The organism is Agrobacterium sp. SORGH_AS 787 (genome assembly GCF_030819035.1).
GTDB lineage: Bacteria > Pseudomonadota > Alphaproteobacteria > Rhizobiales > Rhizobiaceae > Agrobacterium > Agrobacterium larrymoorei_B.
The window spans coordinates 2,660,063-2,678,338 of record NZ_JAUTBG010000002.1; the positions used below are offsets into that span (position 1 = coordinate 2,660,063).

Genomic DNA, 18,276 nt, shown 5'->3' on the forward strand with positions numbered 1-18,276 from the left:
GGTTGCGAGTGTCAAATCCATCGTCGTCATGTCTCCTCTATTGAAGTGCCCTCAAGATAGGGCCGTTAACCCTATCGTTCAAGTCACATCAATTTGCGCCGCCCTCCAAGAAGGAATCCGGCGATCTGGGGCCACCGTGCAAAAACAAAAAACGCCCGGATTGCTCCGGGCGTTTGTATCTCCACGAGCGAGCCCCTCTCACGAGGTGCCTGCGATGACTGCCTTACTCGGCGGCCGGTGCCTTGTCCGTCATGTCCTGCAGCATCTGGTTTGCGGAAGCAGAGCCAGTGCTCTTCTTGCGCTCCTCGATGATGAGGTCGTCGCGGGTCGTCGCGATGCGGCGGATCTGCGTCATGGTGCCGCCGGTACCAGCCGGGATGAGGCGGCCAACGATGACGTTTTCCTTGAGGCCCTGCAGCGTGTCCGTCTTGCCGGCAATAGCAGCTTCCGTGAGAACCTTGGTGGTTTCCTGGAACGAAGCAGCCGAGATGAAGGACGGCGTCTGCAGCGATGCCTTGGTGATACCGAGAAGAACCGGTTCGCCATAGGCAGGCTTCTTGCCTTCTTCGATCAGACGATCGTTGTTGTCTTCCATCTCGATGCGGTCGACGTTGTCGCCCACGATGTACTGGCTGTCGCCGGCATCCGTGATCTCAACCTTCTGCAGCATCTGACGAACGATGACTTCGATGTGCTTGTCGTTGATGACAACGCCCTGCAGACGATAGACTTCCTGGATTTCGTTCACGAGGTAGGAAGCGAGTGCCTCCACGCCCTTGATCGCCAGAATGTCGTGCGGTGCCGGGTTACCATCGAGAATGTACTCGCCCTTCTCGATGTAGTCGCCTTCCTGAAGGTGGAAGGGCTTGCCCTTCGGGATCAGGTATTCGACTGGCTCGACGCCATCTTCCGCAGGCTCGATCATAACGCGGCGCTTGTTCTTGTAGTCGCGGCCGAGACGGATCGTACCATCGATTTCAGCGATGATAGCGTGATCCTTCGGACGACGCGCTTCGAAGAGTTCAGCAACGCGCGGCAGACCACCGGTGATGTCCTTGGTCTTGGCGCTTTCCAGCGGCGAACGCGCAAGCACGTCACCCTGGAAGACCTTCTGACCAGGCTCGACCGACAGAATAGCATCCACCGAGAGCTGGAAGCGGGCTTCGCCGCCACGAGACAGCTTGGCAACTGCGCCGGACGCATCCTTGATGACGATCGCAGGCTTCAGATCCGAACCACGTGGCGTCGAACGCCAGTCGATAACCTGACGCTTGGTGATACCGGTGGATTCGTCGGTCGCTTCGAGGACGGAAAGACCATCGACCAGATCTTCGAAGTGAACCGTACCTTCCACTTCCGTCATCATTGGACGGGTGTAAGGGTCCCACTCTGCAAGACGCTGACCGCGCTTGACCTTGTCGCCATCATCCACGAACAGCTTCGAACCGTAGGCGACGCGCTGCGAAGAACGCTCGACGCCACGCTCATCGAGAATGGTAACCGACATGTTGCGGCCCATGGCGATGAGGACACCTTCCGACGAGCGGAGGATGTTGCGGTTCTTGATCTGGATCGTGCCTTCGTAGGACGCTTCCAGGAACGACTGGTCAACCACGTTGGCCGTACCACCAAGGTGGAACGTACGCATGGTCAGCTGCGTGCCTGGCTCACCGATCGACTGAGCCGCGATAACGCCCACGGCTTCGCCCATGTTGACAGGCGTACCGCGTGCAAGGTCACGACCGTAGCAGACGCCGCAAACACCGACTTGGATTTCGCAGGTCAGAGCCGAGCGGATACGGACGGACTGGATACCAGCCTTCTCGATGACAGCAACGTCGGCTTCGTCGATCAGCGTGCCAGCCTTGACGATGTTCTCGCCAGTGACCGGGTTGTCGATGTCGTCGAGCGATGTACGACCGAGAATACGTGCGCCGAGCGAAGCAACGACCTGACCGGCATCGACGATGGCAGTCATGGTGAGGCCCTTGTCGGTGCCGCAATCACGCGAGTTGACGATGCAGTCCTGCGCAACGTCAACGAGACGACGTGTCAGGTAACCGGAGTTCGCCGTCTTCAAGGCGGTGTCTGCAAGACCCTTACGGGCGCCGTGAGTCGAGTTGAAGTACTCGTTAACGGTCAGGCCTTCCTTGAAGTTCGAGATGATCGGCGTTTCGATAATTTCGCCCGATGGCTTGGCCATAAGACCACGCATACCGCCGAGCTGACGCATCTGGTTCGGTGAACCGCGGGCGCCCGAGTGGCTCATCATGTAGATGGAGTTCATCGGCTTCTGGCGGCCCGTTTCCGGATCGAATTCCACAGCCTTAATGCGCGCCATCATTTCTTCGGCGACCTTTTCAGTCGCCTTACCCCAGGCGTCGACAACCTTGTTGTACTTTTCGCCCTGGGTGATGAGACCATCATTGTACTGCTGCTCGTATTCCTTCACCAGGGATTCGGTGTCGCCAACGATCTTTGCCTTGGTGTCCGGAATGATCATGTCGTCCTTGCCGAACGAAATGCCGGCGCGGCAGGCATGGGTAAAGCCGAGCTGCATGATGCGGTCGCAGAAAATGACCGTGTCCTTCTGACCGCAGTGACGGTAGACCGTGTCGATCATCTTGGAGATGTTCTTCTTGGTCATTTCCTGGTTGCAGGTCTCGAACGGCACGTTCACGTTCTTCGGCAGAAGTTCGCCGATGATCATGCGTCCAGGCGTCGTTTCATAGATCTTGGAAACCAGCTTGCCGTCGGCATCCATGGTCTTGAAGCGGCCACGGATCTTCGCGTGCAGCGTCACGACCTTGTTTTCCAGAGCATGATGCAACTCGCCCATGTCGGAGAAGGCCATGCCTTCGCCGGGCTCGCGCTCATTCATGATCGAGAGGTAGTAGAGGCCGAGAACCATGTCCTGCGAAGGAACGATGATCGGTGCGCCGTTTGCCGGGTGCAGAATGTTGTTGGTCGACATCATCAGCACGCGTGCTTCCAACTGCGCTTCAAGCGACAGCGGAACGTGCACGGCCATCTGGTCACCGTCGAAGTCGGCGTTGAACGCCGTGCAGACGAGCGGATGCAGCTGGATTGCCTTGCCTTCGACCAGCGTCGGTTCGAAAGCCTGGATGCCCAGACGGTGCAGCGTCGGTGCGCGGTTCAGAAGAACCGGATGCTCGCGGATGACCTCGTCGAGGATATCCCAGACTTCCGGCTTTTCCTTTTCAACCAGCTTCTTCGCCTGCTTGACAGTGGAGGAGTACCCCTTGGCGTCAAGGCGGGCATAGATGAACGGCTTAAACAGTTCGAGCGCCATCTTCTTCGGCAGGCCGCACTGGTGCAGCTTCAGTTCCGGACCGGTCACGATGACCGAACGGCCGGAATAGTCGACGCGCTTGCCAAGAAGGTTCTGACGGAAGCGGCCCTGCTTGCCCTTGAGCATGTCGGAGAGCGACTTCAGCGGACGCTTGTTGGCACCCGTGATGACGCGACCGCGACGACCGTTGTCGAACAGCGCGTCAACGGATTCCTGCAACATACGCTTTTCGTTGCGGATGATGATGCCCGGTGCGCGAAGCTCGATAAGACGCTTCAGACGGTTGTTACGGTTGATGACGCGACGATAGAGATCGTTGAGGTCAGACGTCGCAAAGCGACCGCCATCCAGCGGCACCAGCGGACGAAGATCCGGCGGGATCACCGGAACGACCTTCATGATCATCCATTCCGGACGGTTGCCGGATTCCATGAAGTTCTCGACGATCTTCAGGCGCTTCATCAGCTTCTTCTGCTTGAGATCCGAGGTGGTCTCAGCCAGATCAGAACGCAGATCGCCAGCGATCTTTTCAAGGTTCATCGAAGCGAGCATTTCATAGATCGCTTCAGCACCGATCATGGCCGTGAACTGGTCTTCACCAAATTCATCGACGGCGATCATGTACTCTTCTTCGGACAGAAGCTGGTTCTGCTTCAGGGAAGTCAGGCCAGGCTCGGTCACGATGTAGTTTTCGAAGTAGAGAACGCGCTCTACATCCTTCAACGTCATGTCGAGCAGCGTCGAGATACGCGAAGGCAGAGACTTCAGGAACCAGATATGGGCAACCGGAGCGGCAAGCTCGATATGGCCCATACGCTCACGGCGAACGCGCGACAGCGTGACTTCGACGCCGCACTTTTCGCAGATGATGCCCTTGTACTTCATGCGCTTGTACTTACCGCACAGGCACTCATAGTCCTTGATTGGTCCGAAAATGCGCGCGCAGAACAGGCCGTCACGCTCAGGCTTGAACGTACGGTAGTTGATGGTTTCCGGCTTCTTGATCTCGCCGTAGGACCACGACAGGATTTTTTCCGGCGAAGCGATCGAAATCCGGATGGAATCGAAATGCTGCGCGGGCACCTGCGGGTTGAAAAGATTCATGACCTCTTGGTTCATGCCTTGTCTCCTTAAGGGGATGGAGCCCCTTGCTTGCATCTGGCGCGATCTTTCCCGGGCTGATCGGCCAATGCTTCAAACATGGATCTATCCGCAAAATGCGGCGAAAGTGTCCACCCACGAACACGCATCCGTGAGCGAAACCAGCAGGCGCTCTTTTCAAAGCGCCTGCCTTTTCTGATCTTATTCCGCCGCGTCAGGCAGCTGATCGGCAGCCTGCTGCTCTTCGAGCTTGGAATTTTCCAGCTCGACGGAGAGGCCCAGAGACCGCATTTCCTTGACGAGAACGTTGAAGCTCTCCGGAATACCGGCTTCGAAGGTGTCGTCTCCACGGACGATCGCTTCGTAAACCTTGGTGCGGCCCGCCACGTCGTCCGACTTGACAGTGAGCATTTCCTGCAGCGTGTAGGCCGCGCCGTAAGCTTCCAGAGCCCAGACTTCCATTTCCCCGAAGCGCTGACCACCGAACTGCGCCTTGCCGCCCAGAGGCTGCTGGGTAACGAGCGAGTAAGGACCGATCGAGCGAGCGTGGATCTTGTCGTCGACAAGGTGGTTCAGCTTGATCATGTACATGTAGCCGACAGTCACCTTGCGGTCGAAAGCCTCACCGGTACGTCCATCATAGAGAACCGACTGACCGGACTCATGCAGACCGGCGCGCTTCAGCATGGAAGCAACGTCAGGCTCATGCGCACCGTCGAAGACCGGCGTTGCGATGGAGACTCCCTTGCGGGACTGTTCTGCCAGACGCACCAGCGCATCGTCGTCGAAGGAAGACACTTCGTCCTTCGCTTCAGACGCGTAGACTTCCGTCAGCTCGTTCTTCAGGTCGGTGATGTCCATCGTCTTGCGATACTCGTCGAGCAGCTCGCCGATCTTCTTGCCCATACCGGCGCAAGCCCATGCGAGGTGCGTTTCGAGGATCTGACCGACGTTCATGCGCGAAGGCACGCCCAGCGGGTTCAAGCAGATGTCGACATGCGTACCGTCTTCCAGGAACGGCATGTCTTCGACAGGCACGATACGCGAGACAACGCCCTTGTTACCGTGACGGCCAGCCATCTTGTCGCCCGGCTGGATCTTGCGCTTAACAGCAACGAAGACCTTGACCATCTTCATGACGCCCGGAGGCATTTCGTCGCCGCGCTGGACCTTCTCGACCTTATCCATGAAGCGCTGTTCAAGGCGCGACTTGGACTCGTCGTACTGACCACGCAGAGCTTCGATCTCGGCCTGAACCTTCTCGTCCTCGACAGCGAACATCCACCACTGCGAGCGAGGATATTCGGAGACGACGGCGTTGGACAGTTCAACACCCTTCTTGAAGCCCTTCGGACCGGCAATCGAAACCTGACCGCGCAGCATGTCGACCAGACGGCCATAGACGTTACGGTCCAGAATGGCCTGCTCGTCGTCGCGGTCCTTGGCCAGGCGCTCGATTTCCTCGCGCTCGATAGCCATCGCACGTTCGTCCTTTTCGACGCCGTGACGGTTGAACACGCGAACTTCGACGACCGTACCGAACGTGCCCGGAGGCATGCGCATGGAGGTGTCGCGAACGTCGGAAGCCTTTTCACCGAAGATGGCGCGCAGAAGCTTTTCTTCCGGCGTCATCGGGCTTTCGCCCTTCGGCGTGATCTTGCCGACGAGGATATCGCCAGGCTGAACTTCCGCACCGATGTAGACGATACCGGCTTCGTCGAGGTTCTTCAGCGCTTCTTCCGAAACGTTCGGAATGTCGCGCGTGATTTCTTCCGGACCAAGCTTGGTGTCGCGGGCCATCACTTCGAATTCTTCGATGTGGATGGAGGTGAACACGTCGTCGGAGACGATGCGCTCGGACATCAGGATCGAATCTTCGTAGTTGTAACCGTTCCATGGCATGAACGCGACGAGCGCGTTGCGGCCAAGTGCCAGGTCACCGAGATCGGTCGAAGGACCGTCCGCGATGATGTCGCCCTTGTTCAGAACGTCGCCAACGGAAACCAGCGGACGCTGGTTGACGCAGGTGTTCTGGTTGGAACGCTGGAACTTCTGCAGGCGGTAGATATCAACGCCGGACTTGCCAGCATCGAGATCTTCCGTTGCGCGGATAACGATACGGGTCGCATCCACCTGGTCGACCACGCCGCCACGACGGGCTGCGATAGCGGCGCCGGAGTCACGGGCAACGATCGGCTCCATGCCGGTACCGACGAACGGTGCCTCGGCGCGCAGGAGCGGAACGGCCTGACGCTGCATGTTCGAGCCCATGAGAGCGCGGTTGGCGTCGTCGTTTTCCAGGAACGGAATGAGAGCCGCAGCAACCGAAACCAGCTGCTTCGGCGAAACGTCCATCAGGTTGATGTTGTCGCGCGGAGCCAGCATAACTTCGCCCGCATGACGGCAGACCACGAATTCTTCCGTGAATGCGCCTTCAGCGTCGAGTTCGGCATTGGCCTGTGCAACGTAATACTTCGCCTCTTCCATAGCGGAGAGGTAGATCACGTCGGTGGTGACCTTACCGTCCACGATCTTGCGGTACGGGCTTTCAATGAAGCCGTACTTGTTGACGCGGGCGAAGGTCGCCAGGCTGTTGATCAGACCGATGTTCGGGCCTTCCGGCGTTTCGATCGGGCAAATACGGCCGTAGTGGGTCGGGTGAACGTCGCGGACTTCGAAGCCTGCGCGCTCGCGGGTCAGACCGCCCGGTCCAAGAGCCGAAAGACGGCGCTTGTGGGTGATTTCCGAAAGCGGGTTCACCTGGTCCATGAACTGCGACAGCTGCGAGGAGCCGAAGAATTCACGAACGGCAGCTGCGGCCGGCTTCGCGTTGATCAGATCCTGCGGCATCACGGTGTCGATTTCGATCGAGGACATACGTTCCTTGATCGCGCGCTCCATGCGCAGCAGACCCAGACGATACTGGTTCTCCATCAACTCACCGACAGAACGAACACGGCGGTTGCCGAGGTTGTCGATGTCGTCGATTTCGCCCTTGCCGTCACGCAGCTCGACCAGCATCTTGACCACGGCCAGGATGTCGTCCTTGCGCAGCGTGCGCACGGTGTCTTCCACGTCGAGGTCGAGACGCATGTTCATCTTGACGCGACCGACGGCCGAAAGGTCGTAACGCTCGGCGTCGAAGAACAGCGAGTTGAACATGGCTTCCGCAGAATCCATGGTCGGCGGTTCACCTGGACGCATCACGCGGTAGATATCGAACAGAGCGTCCTGACGGTTCTCGTTCTTGTCTGCAGCAAGCGTGTTGCGGATGTAGGCGCCAACATTGACGTGGTCGATGTTGAGGACGGAAATCTCGTCGAAGCCATGGCCGAGAATGACGGTCAGTGCCTTGTCGTCGATTTCGTCGCCGGCTTCGAGATAGATTTCACCCGTCTCGTAGTTGACGATGTCTTCGGCAAGGAAGTTGCCGTACAGGTCTTCGTCACTGGCCTTCAGAGCCTTCAGGCCCTTTTCGGTCAACTGACGCAGCAGACGCGGGGTCAGCTTCTTGCCACCCTCGACAACGACTTCGCCGGTATCGGCGTCGATCATGTCGGTGATGACCTTGGCGTTCTTCAGCGTCTCGGGCTGGAACGGAATGCGCCAGCCGTCACCTTCGCGAACATAGGTCGCCTTGGTGTAGAAGGTCGACAGAATGTCTTCGCCATCCATGCCAAGCGCCATAAGCAGCGAGGTCACGGGAAGCTTGCGGCGACGGTCGATACGCGCGAACACGACATCCTTTGCGTCGAACTCGATATCGAGCCAGGAACCGCGGTAAGGGATGACGCGCGCAGCAAAGAGCAGCTTGCCGGAAGAATGGCTCTTGCCCTTGTCATGGTCGAAGAAGACGCCCGGCGAACGGTGCATCTGAGACACAATAACGCGCTCGGTACCGTTCACGATGAACGTGCCGTTATTGGTCATGAGCGGCATGTCGCCCATGTAGACGGACTGTTCCTTGATGTCCTTGATGGACTTCGCGCCTGTATCCTCGTCGATATCGAACACGATGAGGCGCAGCGTCACCTTGAGCGGCGCTGCGTAGGTCAGATCGCGCTGACGGCATTCCTCGACATCGAACTTCGGTGCTTCGAATTCGTAGGATACGAATTCCAGCATGGACGCGCCGGAGAAGTCGGTGATCGGGAATACGGATTTGAATACGGCATTCAATCCCTCGTCGGGACGTCCGCCCTTGGGCTCGTCAACCATGAGGAATTGGTCATACGAAGCCTTCTGAACCTCAATGAGGTTCGGCATTTCCGCTACTTCTGGAATTTTGCCGAAAAACTTGCGTACGCGCCTACGACCGTTAAACGAAAGGGTCTGAGCCATCGTCGCTCCTTTAAAATTGCATCCGGGCCTGCAACGGACGGGAACCGATGGCCAGTCGACCCCGTCGAATAATGGGTAAAATCAATCTCGTTCCACCTCCCGGATCGATCAGGCCGGATTGCCTGATGAGCCGGTTCGGAACCATTCTCTTGAAGAACCCATTACCCAAGAACCGTTTTCAGGCGGTTCTTGGGTAATCGGTTTCAGACAGAGCAATAATGGGAGAAGGATTTTTCCTTCTCCCATCAGCAATCGCAAGATTACTTAACGTCGACCTTAGCGCCGGCGTCTTCAAGCTTCTTCTTGAGGTCAGCAGCTTCAGCCTTGGAAACAGCTTCCTTGACAGGCTTCGGAGCGCCTTCAACGAGGTCCTTAGCTTCCTTCAGGCCGAGGCCGGTGATGCCACGGACTTCCTTGATGACGTTGATCTTGTTGGCGCCAGCGTCAACCAGGATAACGTCGAACTCGGTCTTTTCTTCTTCCGGAGCAGCAGCGGCAGCAGCGCCACCAGCAGCAGCAACTGCTACAGGAGCAGCAGCGGAAACGCCCCACTTCTCTTCTAGAAGCTTGGAAAGCTCAGCAGCTTCCAGAACGGTCAGCGAGGAGAGGTCTTCTACGATCTTTGCGAGATCAGCCATTTTTCAGTTCCTTTAATTCGGTTCGAACCGGTTTGAATATTTACAGCGAAAAACCGCCTTAAGCGGCTTCGTCCTTCTTGGAGTAAGCCGAGAACACACGAGCAAGCTGGCTTGCCGGTGCTGCAACAACCGTTGCGACGCGAGTTGCCGGGGCATTGAGAAGGCCCAGCAGCTTCGCACGCAGCTCGTCCAGCGAAGGCAGGGTCGCGAGCGACTTGACTGCATCTGCTGTGAGCGTGGTTGCGCCCATGGCGCCGCCCAAAACAACGACCTTGTCGTTGGTCTTGGCGAAGTCCATGACGACTTTCGGAGCAATCATAGGGTCATTGCTGTATGCAATCAGCGTCTGTCCCTTGAAGAGATCTGACATCCCTTCCGACTCCGTACCCTGAAGAGCGATCTTGGCCAGGCGGTTCTTCGCGACCTTGACGGTGCCGCCAGCAGCACGCATTTTCGAACGAAAATCGTTCATCTGCGCAACTGTGACACCAGCATAGTGGGCCACGACAACTGAACCGGAAGCCTTGAAGACTTCGTTCAGCTCCGTGACGAATTCGCGTTTTTCCGCTCTTTCCACTGTCTGTCTCCAGTAGATGACTACACATTGAATGTGCACCCATCGGGTTTGCCTTTGCCTCAAGGAATTTCGTTACCGAAATCCCAAGCGACGCTTGAGGATCCTGTCCCCCGCTCTGTCGCCGCAAACGGCTTCAGGCACAGGCACATCAGGTTCGAACCGGATTATTTAGCATCGTCTCGATGCGAAAATCCGGGCTCTTACCCGTCTCATGCAGGTTGAATGATTAAGGCCAAGATCCCTAAGGATAACGGCCACCTGCAATCTCGGACAGGAATTCCGGGTTACCCCGGAAATTTCCGGCCCTTGCGAGCCGGAAATCTGTGTTGCCGCGCCTCATTTAAGAAGCGCGGCGAATGGATTAGGCCGTAACCGACGAAGGGTCGATCTTGAAGCCTGGGCCCATGGTGGAGGAGATCGCTACGCGCTTGACGTAGTTGCCCTTTGCACCCGTAGGCTTGGCCTTGATGACAGCGTCAGCAAAAGCCTTGATGTTTTCTTCCAGCGCCTTGGCATCGAACGAAGCCTTGCCAACGCCAGCGTGAACGATACCGGCCTTTTCGACGCGGAACTCGACAGCGCCGCCCTTGGAAGCCTTGACGGCACCAGCGACATCCATCGTAACCGTACCGACCTTCGGGTTCGGCATCATGCCGCGCGGACCGAGAACCTTGCCGAGACGGCCGACGAGCGGCATCATGTCAGGGGTCGCGATAACGCGGTCGAAATCGATCTTGCCGCCCTGAACCGTTTCCAGCAGGTCTTCAGCGCCAACGATGTCTGCACCAGCAGCCTTGGCTTCGTCAGCCTTGGCGCCACGAGCGAAGACAGCAACGCGAACGTCGCGGCCTGTGCCGTTCGGCAGGTTGACAACGCCACGAACCATCTGGTCGGCGTGACGCGGGTCAACGCCGAGGTTCATTGCAACTTCGATGGTTTCGTCGAACTTGGCGACAGCCCGTTCCTTGACCATCGAGATGGCGTCGGTCAGGACGTAGAGCTTGTTCGGGTCGACACCTTCACGGGTCTTCTGTACGCGCTTTGCAAGCTTAGCCATGATCAACCTACCACTTCCAGGCCCATGGCGCGGGCAGAGCCCTCAACCATTGCCATTGCGCCTTCGATGTTGGCTGCGTTCAGATCCTTCATCTTGGCTTCTGCGATCGTCTTGACCTGAGCCTTGGTGATGGAGCCGACCTTGGCGCCCTTGCCAGGCGTCTTGGAACCGGAGGTGATCTTCGCTTCCTTCTTCAGCCAGTACGTCATCGGCGGCTGCTTCATGACGAAGGTGAAGGACTTGTCCTGGTAATAGGTGATGACGACCGGGATCGGCATACCCTTTTCCATTTCCTGCGTGGCGGCATTGAACGCCTTGCAGAATTCCATGATGTTAATGCCACGCTGACCAAGCGCAGGGCCGATTGGCGGGGACGGGTTGGCCGATCCTGCCTTTACCTGCAACTTGAGCTGGCCTGCAACTTTCTTAGCCATTACTCTCTGCCTTTCAAATCGAACCGGTTGCCCGGCCCATATGCCGGAAAATCCGGCGGCTGCGGTTGCGTGGTTCGATCTCTGCCCCGGCTTAAGAGCCAGACAATCTTCCACGCGTTCTGCGACCGTGGCCGCATCCCATCAAGCTTTCGAAGCAAATGCTTGCTCGACTGTCCTGATGTATTTGATGAAGGACAAAACTGCCCTTCGAAACCTTATCAGACCTTCTCGACCTGATTGTATTCCAGCTCCACCGGAGTGGCGCGACCGAAGATCGAAACTTCGACCTTGAGGCGCGAGCGCTCTTCATCGACATCCTGAACAACACCGTTGAACGATGCAAACGGACCGTCGGAGACGCGAACCTGCTCGCCGATTTCGAACGAGACCGAAGACTTCGGACGCTCGACACCTTCCTGAACCTGACCGAGAATACGGTCGGCCTCGGAGTCCGGGATCGGAACCGGCTTGTTGTCGGAACCGAGAAAGCCGGTGACTTTCGGCGTATTCTTGATGAGGTGATAGGCCTCATCCGTCAGATTGGCGCGCACCAGCACGTAACCTGGAAAGAACTTGCGCTCGCTATCGACCTTGCGACCACGACGCACCTCGACGACCTTTTCGGTCGGAACGAGGATTTTCTCGAACAAATGGTCCAGACCCTTCTGGCGAACCTTTTCCTCGATCGATTCAGCAACCTTCTTCTCGAAATTCGAGTAGGCCTGAACGATATACCAACGCGCTGCCATTATAATTCTCCGTTCAATTCGTTAGCGGCCGACGTTCAGCACGAGGCTGAGCAACCAGCCGATGAGCTGATCTGCCGCAAAGAAGAACAGAGCCGCAAAAATGACCATAACCAGCACCATAGCCGTGGAAATCATGGTCTCGCGGCGCGATGGCCAAGTGATCTTCGACGCTTCGGCGCGCACCTGCTGCAGAAACGTAAACGGGTTGGTTTTGGATGCCATTGACTGCCCACGCAATTACGGCGCGTAAAGCCGATACTAATCAGCCCCACGCACCGCGTGTCTGTTTTGACCCTACATAAACACCGATTCCCCTTTTAACAAGAGGAAATCGACATTCGGCGAATTCACCGGATACCCGGCACCCCATCCGCCATGCAGCGAAGTTGCGCGCTTGCGAGTGAGGAAGTGGCAGGGGCAGAGGGGCTCGAACCCCCGACCTGCGGTTTTGGAGACCGCCGCTCTACCAACTGAGCTATACCCCTTTAAGACCGACCCAGACTCAGCATTTCGCCTCGCCCGTGCGGTGTGCGCCTCCTTTAAGGCGGAGCGCCGAGATTGGCAAGGGTGTTTTTGCTTTTTTCCTAAATCCTGTGCCCCGCAAGAGAGACAAGGAGGAAGATGCGCAACCATACAGGCGTTCGCTTCGTATAGGCGGCGCCTGTAGAATATTAACAAAGTATTAATCGCATATATTTCGCATCTCGATAGAAAAATTCGAATAATCGGGTGAACCAATTTGGGTATCGTGTCGTTATACGCTCGGCTTGCTGTGTCTGTTGATAGACCGCAGGACCAACGCCGCTCGAATGAGTTGCAGCGGCCCTTCGTAATACATTCATGCTGCAGGAAGAGATGATGGCTTCCCGCGCGCTTTTTCGGCGGTGCGGGTGTCCAGCCATGCTGGTCGGTCGCATTAGTGCTCCTCGATCATCTTCGGCTAAGACACATGATGAAGCAACTGCAACATATGAAGACCTCTCTCAAGATCACGATCACCTTCGCGATCCTTATCGTTGTCGCGGCGACGGTTAGCATTCTGAACTATCGCAGTATTCATTTTATCGACAAGACGAATGGCTGGATCCAGCACACCAATGAAATGTACCGGGCGACGAACAGCATTCTTGTTGCCATCGTCAACCAGGAAACGGGGTTGCGCGGCTATCTTATCGCCGGCAAAGACGAGTTTCTGGATCCCTATCGCGGTGGCATCAAGGACTATGAGACTGGACTGGCCAAGGCAAGGGAATTGACCGCGGACAACCCCGCCCAGCAGCAAAGGCTCGCCGCTCTTGACGAACAGGCGAAGGCCTGGCGCACGAATATTGCGGAAAAAGAGATTGCTCTGATGCGCAATGCGGCCAGCTCCGAACAGGCAAGAGAGCTTGAGGGTCAGGGAGCTGGCAAAGCCTATATGGACAAGATCCGCAGCACCATTGGTGACATTCAGGAAACCGAACGCACCCTGATGGCATCGCGCAGTGCTGACGGCGATGCAGCGGTTTCAACATCAGACTGGGTAAACATCGGCGGATTGATCGGCCTCACAGGTTTCGCCCTGTTTGGCGGCTTCGCGCTGTATCGTGGCATCGCCGAACCTGTTGGCAGCTCTACAGCTGTTATGCGCAGGCTGGCCGACGGCGATCTCGACGTCGACGTGCCCTTCACTGAATTGAAGAACGAACTCGGCGAGATGGCTCGCGCGGTCGAAGTCTTTAAGCAGAACGCAATCAAGGTACGGGAGATGAATGCGCAAGAAGCAGCGCTGCAGGCAAAAAGCGCCGACCTTCAGTCCAATATCGGTGAGGTTGTCTCGGCGGCGGTGGCCGGCGACTTCACCAAGCGCATCACCAAACACTACAACAATGTCGATCTCGACCGGTTCGCAGCGCAGGTCAATGAACTGGTTGCCTCCGTCGATCGCGGTGTTGCGGAAACCCGCCGCGTGATCTCCGCCCTCTCGGAGGGCGATCTGACGGCTGGCATGCATGGCGACTTCCAGGGTGCCTTTGCCGAACTTCGCGACAACGTCAACCACACGATGGCGAACCTCCGTCACCTCCTCGGACAGGTTCGCGTTGCGATCGAAACCATCAACGGTGGCGCTGGCGAGATGCGCACGGCATCCGGAGAATTGTCCAAGCGCACCGAGCAGCAGGCAGCTTCTCTCGAAGAGACCTCTGCGGCGCTCGAAGAAATCACTGCAGCGGTGAAGAACTCCACCGAGCGCGCAACCGAAGCAAGCCATATGGTTGATGAGGCACGCCGCTCAACCGAACAGTCCAGCGCGGTGGTGCAGAATGCCGTCTCTGCCATGGGTCGCATCGAACAGGCATCGGGTGAGATCGGACAGATCATCAATGTGATCGACGAGATCGCGTTCCAGACCAACCTCCTCGCCCTCAACGCCGGTGTCGAAGCGGCCCGTGCCGGCGAAGCTGGCAAGGGCTTTGCCGTCGTTGCCCAAGAGGTCCGCGAACTCGCACAACGCTCCGCCAACGCCGCCAAGGAAATCAAGACACTGATTTCCCGTTCCGGCGACGAGGTCAAGTCCGGCGTCAAGCTTGTCACGGCAACGGGCGAAGCGCTGGGACAGATCCAGAGCCATGTGGTCAAGATCAACGAGCATGTCCACTCGATCGCCACCGCAGCGCGGGAACAGTCCACTGGATTGTCGGAGGTCAACACCGCGGTCAATCACATGGACCAGATGACGCAGCAGAATGCCGCCATGGTGGAAGAATCGACAGCCTCCTCCAACCGCCTGGCCGACGAGGCGTCCAATCTTGCCCGCCTTATCACTCGGTTCAAGCTGGACGATACGGCCCCTGCCCTTCGCGCGGCACCACTCGATGCACCGCCAATCCTCTCTCCTGCCCGCGCATTGGGCGGCAGGTTGAGCAGAGCGTTCAGCGGGAGAACAGCGGCAGCTGCTTCCCCCGGTCAGTGGGAGGAGTTCTGAAGGCGACGATTACCACCCCAGTCCCAACGAGGTGGAGTGGCGACCATCAGACAATAGGTCTTTGAACGTCCATCCGGTGGGTCCTCTCACCGGATGTTTTTGTTTCTACGCGAAGTCCGAGCGCAGACCCAACTCTGCCGGCTAGCAGCCAAATCTGTTGGAGACACATCTCATGTACCCGAAAAAGCAAAAGCCCCGCTGTCTCCAGCGGGGCTTTCTCAAATCCCTTGCGGGAAAAGATTACTCGATGATCGAAGCAACGATGCCGGCGCCGACGGTACGGCCGCCTTCGCGGATCGCGAAGCGCAGCTTTTCTTCCATCGCGATCGGAACGATCAGCTCAACGGCAACAGTCACGTTGTCGCCAGGCATAACCATTTCCGTGCCTTCTGGAAGCGAAACGATACCGGTAACGTCAGTCGTACGGAAGTAGAACTGCGGACGGTAGTTCGTGAAGAACGGCGTATGACGACCGCCTTCTTCCTTCGTCAGGATGTAGGCTTCTGCCATGAACTTCTTGTGCGGCTTGACCGAACCTGGCTTGCAAAGGATCTGACCACGCTCAACGCCATCGCGCTGTACGCCACGAACCAGTGCACCGATGTTGTCGCCAGCCTGGCCCTGGTCGAGCAGCTTGCGGAACATTTCAACGCCGGTAACAGTCGTCTTCGACGTCGCACGAATGCCGACGATTTCGACTTCTTCACCAACCTTGACGATACCACGCTCAACGCGGCCCGTCACAACCGTACCACGGCCAGAGATCGAGAACACGTCTTCGATCGGCATCAGGAACGGCTGGTCGATCGGACGCTCAGGCGTCGGGATGTAGGCGTCAACCTGAGCCATCAGCTCGCGGATGGCGTCTTCGCCGATCTTCTTGTCGGAATCTTCGAGAGCGGCCAGTGCCGAACCCTTGACGATCGGAATGTCGTCGCCCGGGAAGTCGTAGGACGACAGAAGTTCGCGAACTTCAAGCTCGACGAGCTCCAGAAGTTCTGCGTCGTCAACCTGGTCGACCTTGTTGAGGAACACGACGATCGCCGGAACGCCAACCTGGCGAGCAAGCAGGATGTGCTCGCGCGTCTGCGGCATCGGGCCGTCAGCAGCGGAGCAAACCAGGATCGCGCCGTCCATCTGCGCTGCACCGGTGATCATGTTCTTCACGTAGTCGGCGTGGCCGGGGCAGTCAACGTGAGCGTAGTGACGGTTCGGCGTCTCATACTCAACGTGCGCCGTCGAAATCGTGATACCACGAGCCTTCTCTTCAGGAGCCGCGTCGATCTGGTCATACGCCTTGAACTCGCCGAAGTACTTCGTGATCGCCGCAGTCAAAGACGTCTTGCCGTGGTCAACGTGACCGATCGTGCCGATGTTGACGTGCGGCTTATTCCGCTCAAACTTGCTCTTTGCCATGTGAATTGCTTCCTGTGAACGTGAAGTAGTTTCCCCGGCGAACCGGTTTGGTGTCGCCGTTTAAGGGTTTGTAACCGAATGCGCAAGACTTAATTGTCGAGGCACGGAATCGGCAGCCAAAAGCGGCTGGATTGGCGCCATATGGGGATGTTCCACCCGTTTATCAACCACTTTAATGGGCCAGTTGAGCGGCTGCGCGGCCCCTGCTCTTTACGTCAATCCAATTCCTGTCATATTGCCAGACGAGATCGCCAGGGGGATACGGCGATTTGAACAGGCTCTACCGCTCTTTACACATCACTTCGGCGTCGCTTCTCGCGCGGCCCTTTGCTTACGCTTCGGGATATAGAATGGAAATCTTTACAGCAGCTGGCTTCACCGCTTTCCTACAGGTCATCGCGATCGACCTGGTTCTCGCAGGTGACAATGCCATCGTTATCGGTCTTGCTGCCGCAGGCCTTCCCGCTCATCTGCGCCGCAAGGCGATCCTTGTCGGCATCATCGCCGCCACCGTGCTGCGTATCGCTTTTGCAGCGCTGACCGTGCAATTGCTTGCCATCGTCGGCCTTCAACTCTTCGGCGGGCTCCTGCTCGTCTGGGTGTGCTGGAAGATGTGGAGCGAACTTCGCGAACAGAACGCCTCTGCAGGCGAAACGGTCACGGATGCGGAAGCCGATCTGACCAAAGGTCATAAGACGTTCTTCCAGGCCGCCACCCAGATCGTCATTGCCGACGTTTCCATGTCACTGGACAATGTTCTGGCCGTCGCCGGCGCGGCCCAGGACCACGTGACCGTCCTCATTATCGGTCTCGTGGTGTCGATCGCGCTGATGGGCCTTGCCGCGAACTTCGTCGCCAAGCTGCTGCACCGCTATCGCTGGATCTCCTATGTCGGCCTCGCTGTCATCGTCTACGTCGCGCTCAATATGCTTTACCATGGCGCTGTCGAAGTCTGGCCCTATGTCCAGCCCTACGTCAGCTAAAAGAACTGAGCCAACTCTTGAGCACAGGAGCCCGCACACGGATTTGCCGGGCTCCTATTCTCCATCGAAAACCAAGGATACGAAGGGAGGAGTGGACGGAGTGATTCTTCGCTTCGCCGCCACCCGACTTTAAAACAAGTCGAAGAACTCGCCTGTCCCTTCTGGTCATTGCCGTCAGGTTCACGCAAGCATAGAAGACCACTACTTTAGACATAACGAATAACCAAAAGGATGTCTGAACCCATGGCCTATGACTGGTCCGGCGGCCGCACGCGACGCACTCGACAGCTAAAGATCGGCGCAGCACTCACCGTCATGCTGCTGGCCGCGTTCATTGCACAGTTGCTGTTTATGAAAATTGGCTGATAGTGACACGCCGCGCGCCAAGCGATTTTGCAAGCGGAAGGCGTTTCAATCTTTGCGTCGCGCGGCAATTGACCTCCCAAGCATAATCAACTGACTTTTGATAGGTCTTGACTGCTTTCGTCTCCGATCGCCGATGAGGCATCACGTTACCGCGCGCGACTATTGTCCTTTCAAGCTCCACTGTCACTCGTCGGAGCAAGTCATAGAACGCTCCCCCCTCGCATCGATATTGGCGCATTTATAGACGCTCGCTTTCAGCGATTTAGCAACGGCTTCAGTTGTGAGAAGTCAGCCAAATTTTACACCCAAGAGACATCCTAAGATAGAAAAAGCAAC

The 18,276-nt window shown here is 57.3% G+C and carries 12 protein-coding genes and 1 tRNA gene; 3 read left to right on the forward strand and 10 right to left on the reverse strand.

The annotated features are described in order from the left end of the window. Nucleotides 1–223: 223 nt before the first annotated feature. From rpoC to QE435_RS22220, 9 genes are all read right to left on the reverse strand, one after another. A complete protein-coding gene (gene rpoC, locus QE435_RS22180; protein WP_309771209.1) occupies nucleotides 224–4,432 on the reverse strand; it encodes a DNA-directed RNA polymerase subunit beta' in 4,209 nt (1,402 codons plus the stop codon). Between the two features lie 183 nt (nucleotides 4,433–4,615). Further along, nucleotides 4,616–8,755, reverse strand: coding sequence for a DNA-directed RNA polymerase subunit beta (rpoB, locus tag QE435_RS22185; RefSeq protein ID WP_349042666.1), 4,140 nt, complete (start codon nucleotides 8,753–8,755; stop codon nucleotides 4,616–4,618). 260 nt (nucleotides 8,756–9,015) lie between these two features. Next, nucleotides 9,016–9,393, reverse strand: coding sequence for a 50S ribosomal protein L7/L12 (rplL, locus tag QE435_RS22190; protein ID WP_004442635.1), 378 nt, complete (start codon nucleotides 9,391–9,393; stop codon nucleotides 9,016–9,018). A 58-nt stretch (nucleotides 9,394–9,451) separates the two neighbouring features. Continuing rightward, complete coding sequence (gene rplJ / locus QE435_RS22195; RefSeq protein WP_306933260.1) at nucleotides 9,452–9,970, reverse strand: 50S ribosomal protein L10; 519 nt, start codon at nucleotides 9,968–9,970, stop codon at nucleotides 9,452–9,454. A 361-nt stretch (nucleotides 9,971–10,331) separates the two neighbouring features. Further along, complete coding sequence (gene rplA, locus QE435_RS22200) at nucleotides 10,332–11,027, reverse strand: 50S ribosomal protein L1 (protein ID WP_296075533.1); 696 nt, start codon at nucleotides 11,025–11,027, stop codon at nucleotides 10,332–10,334. A gap of 2 nt (nucleotides 11,028–11,029) precedes the next feature. Next, complete coding sequence (gene rplK / locus QE435_RS22205; protein WP_062588826.1) at nucleotides 11,030–11,461, reverse strand: 50S ribosomal protein L11; 432 nt, start codon at nucleotides 11,459–11,461, stop codon at nucleotides 11,030–11,032. A 218-nt stretch (nucleotides 11,462–11,679) separates the two neighbouring features. Further along, a complete protein-coding gene (nusG, locus tag QE435_RS22210) occupies nucleotides 11,680–12,210 on the reverse strand; it encodes a transcription termination/antitermination protein NusG (RefSeq protein ID WP_296075560.1) in 531 nt (176 codons plus the stop codon). 21 nt (nucleotides 12,211–12,231) lie between these two features. After that, nucleotides 12,232–12,432 (reverse strand): preprotein translocase subunit SecE, encoded by a 201-nt coding sequence (gene secE, locus QE435_RS22215; protein ID WP_003523719.1) that lies wholly within the window; start codon nucleotides 12,430–12,432, stop codon nucleotides 12,232–12,234. A 187-nt stretch (nucleotides 12,433–12,619) separates the two neighbouring features. After that, nucleotides 12,620–12,695: transfer RNA gene (locus tag QE435_RS22220), tRNA-Trp, on the reverse strand. 485 nt (nucleotides 12,696–13,180) lie between these two features. Between QE435_RS22220 and QE435_RS22225 the strand changes: the two genes are divergently transcribed. Next, a complete protein-coding gene (locus QE435_RS22225) occupies nucleotides 13,181–15,175 on the forward strand; it encodes a methyl-accepting chemotaxis protein (protein ID WP_349042667.1) in 1,995 nt (664 codons plus the stop codon). A 240-nt stretch (nucleotides 15,176–15,415) separates the two neighbouring features. Here the strand turns inward: QE435_RS22225 and tuf are convergent, their stop codons facing one another. Continuing rightward, nucleotides 15,416–16,591 carry an elongation factor Tu gene (tuf, locus tag QE435_RS22230; protein ID WP_306933249.1) on the reverse strand — a complete coding sequence of 392 codons (1,176 nt, stop codon included), beginning with the start codon at nucleotides 16,589–16,591 and terminating at the stop codon, nucleotides 15,416–15,418. A gap of 350 nt (nucleotides 16,592–16,941) precedes the next feature. Between tuf and QE435_RS22235 the strand changes: the two genes are divergently transcribed. Both QE435_RS22235 and QE435_RS22240 read left to right on the forward strand, forming a co-directional pair. After that, a complete protein-coding gene (locus QE435_RS22235) occupies nucleotides 16,942–17,574 on the forward strand; it encodes a TerC family protein (RefSeq protein ID WP_306933271.1) in 633 nt (210 codons plus the stop codon). A 243-nt stretch (nucleotides 17,575–17,817) separates the two neighbouring features. Then, a complete protein-coding gene (locus QE435_RS22240; protein ID WP_309771211.1) occupies nucleotides 17,818–17,940 on the forward strand; it encodes a hypothetical protein in 123 nt (40 codons plus the stop codon). The last annotated feature ends 336 nt before the right edge of the window (nucleotides 17,941–18,276 follow it).

Bases quoted from the DNA above. Each gene is read 5' to 3' on its own strand.
- nusG (WP_296075560.1), bottom strand. From the start codon at position 12,210: ATGGCAGCGCGTTGGTATATCGTTCAGGCCTACTCGAATTTCGAGAAG.
- rpoC (WP_309771209.1), bottom strand. From the start codon at position 4,432: ATGAACCAAGAGGTCATGAATCTTTTCAACCCGCAGGTGCCCGCGCAG.
- rplA (WP_296075533.1), bottom strand. From the start codon at position 11,027: ATGGCTAAGCTTGCAAAGCGCGTACAGAAGACCCGTGAAGGTGTCGAC.
- rpoB (WP_349042666.1), bottom strand. From the start codon at position 8,755: ATGGCTCAGACCCTTTCGTTTAACGGTCGTAGGCGCGTACGCAAGTTT.
- QE435_RS22240 (WP_309771211.1), top strand. From the start codon at position 17,818: ATGGCCTATGACTGGTCCGGCGGCCGCACGCGACGCACTCGACAGCTA.
- QE435_RS22225 (WP_349042667.1), top strand. From the start codon at position 13,181: ATGAAGACCTCTCTCAAGATCACGATCACCTTCGCGATCCTTATCGTT.
- tuf (WP_306933249.1), bottom strand. From the start codon at position 16,591: ATGGCAAAGAGCAAGTTTGAGCGGAATAAGCCGCACGTCAACATCGGC.
- rplL (WP_004442635.1), bottom strand. From the start codon at position 9,393: ATGGCTGATCTCGCAAAGATCGTAGAAGACCTCTCCTCGCTGACCGTT.
- secE (WP_003523719.1), bottom strand. From the start codon at position 12,432: ATGGCATCCAAAACCAACCCGTTTACGTTTCTGCAGCAGGTGCGCGCC.
- rplK (WP_062588826.1), bottom strand. From the start codon at position 11,461: ATGGCTAAGAAAGTTGCAGGCCAGCTCAAGTTGCAGGTAAAGGCAGGA.
- QE435_RS22235 (WP_306933271.1), top strand. From the start codon at position 16,942: ATGGAAATCTTTACAGCAGCTGGCTTCACCGCTTTCCTACAGGTCATC.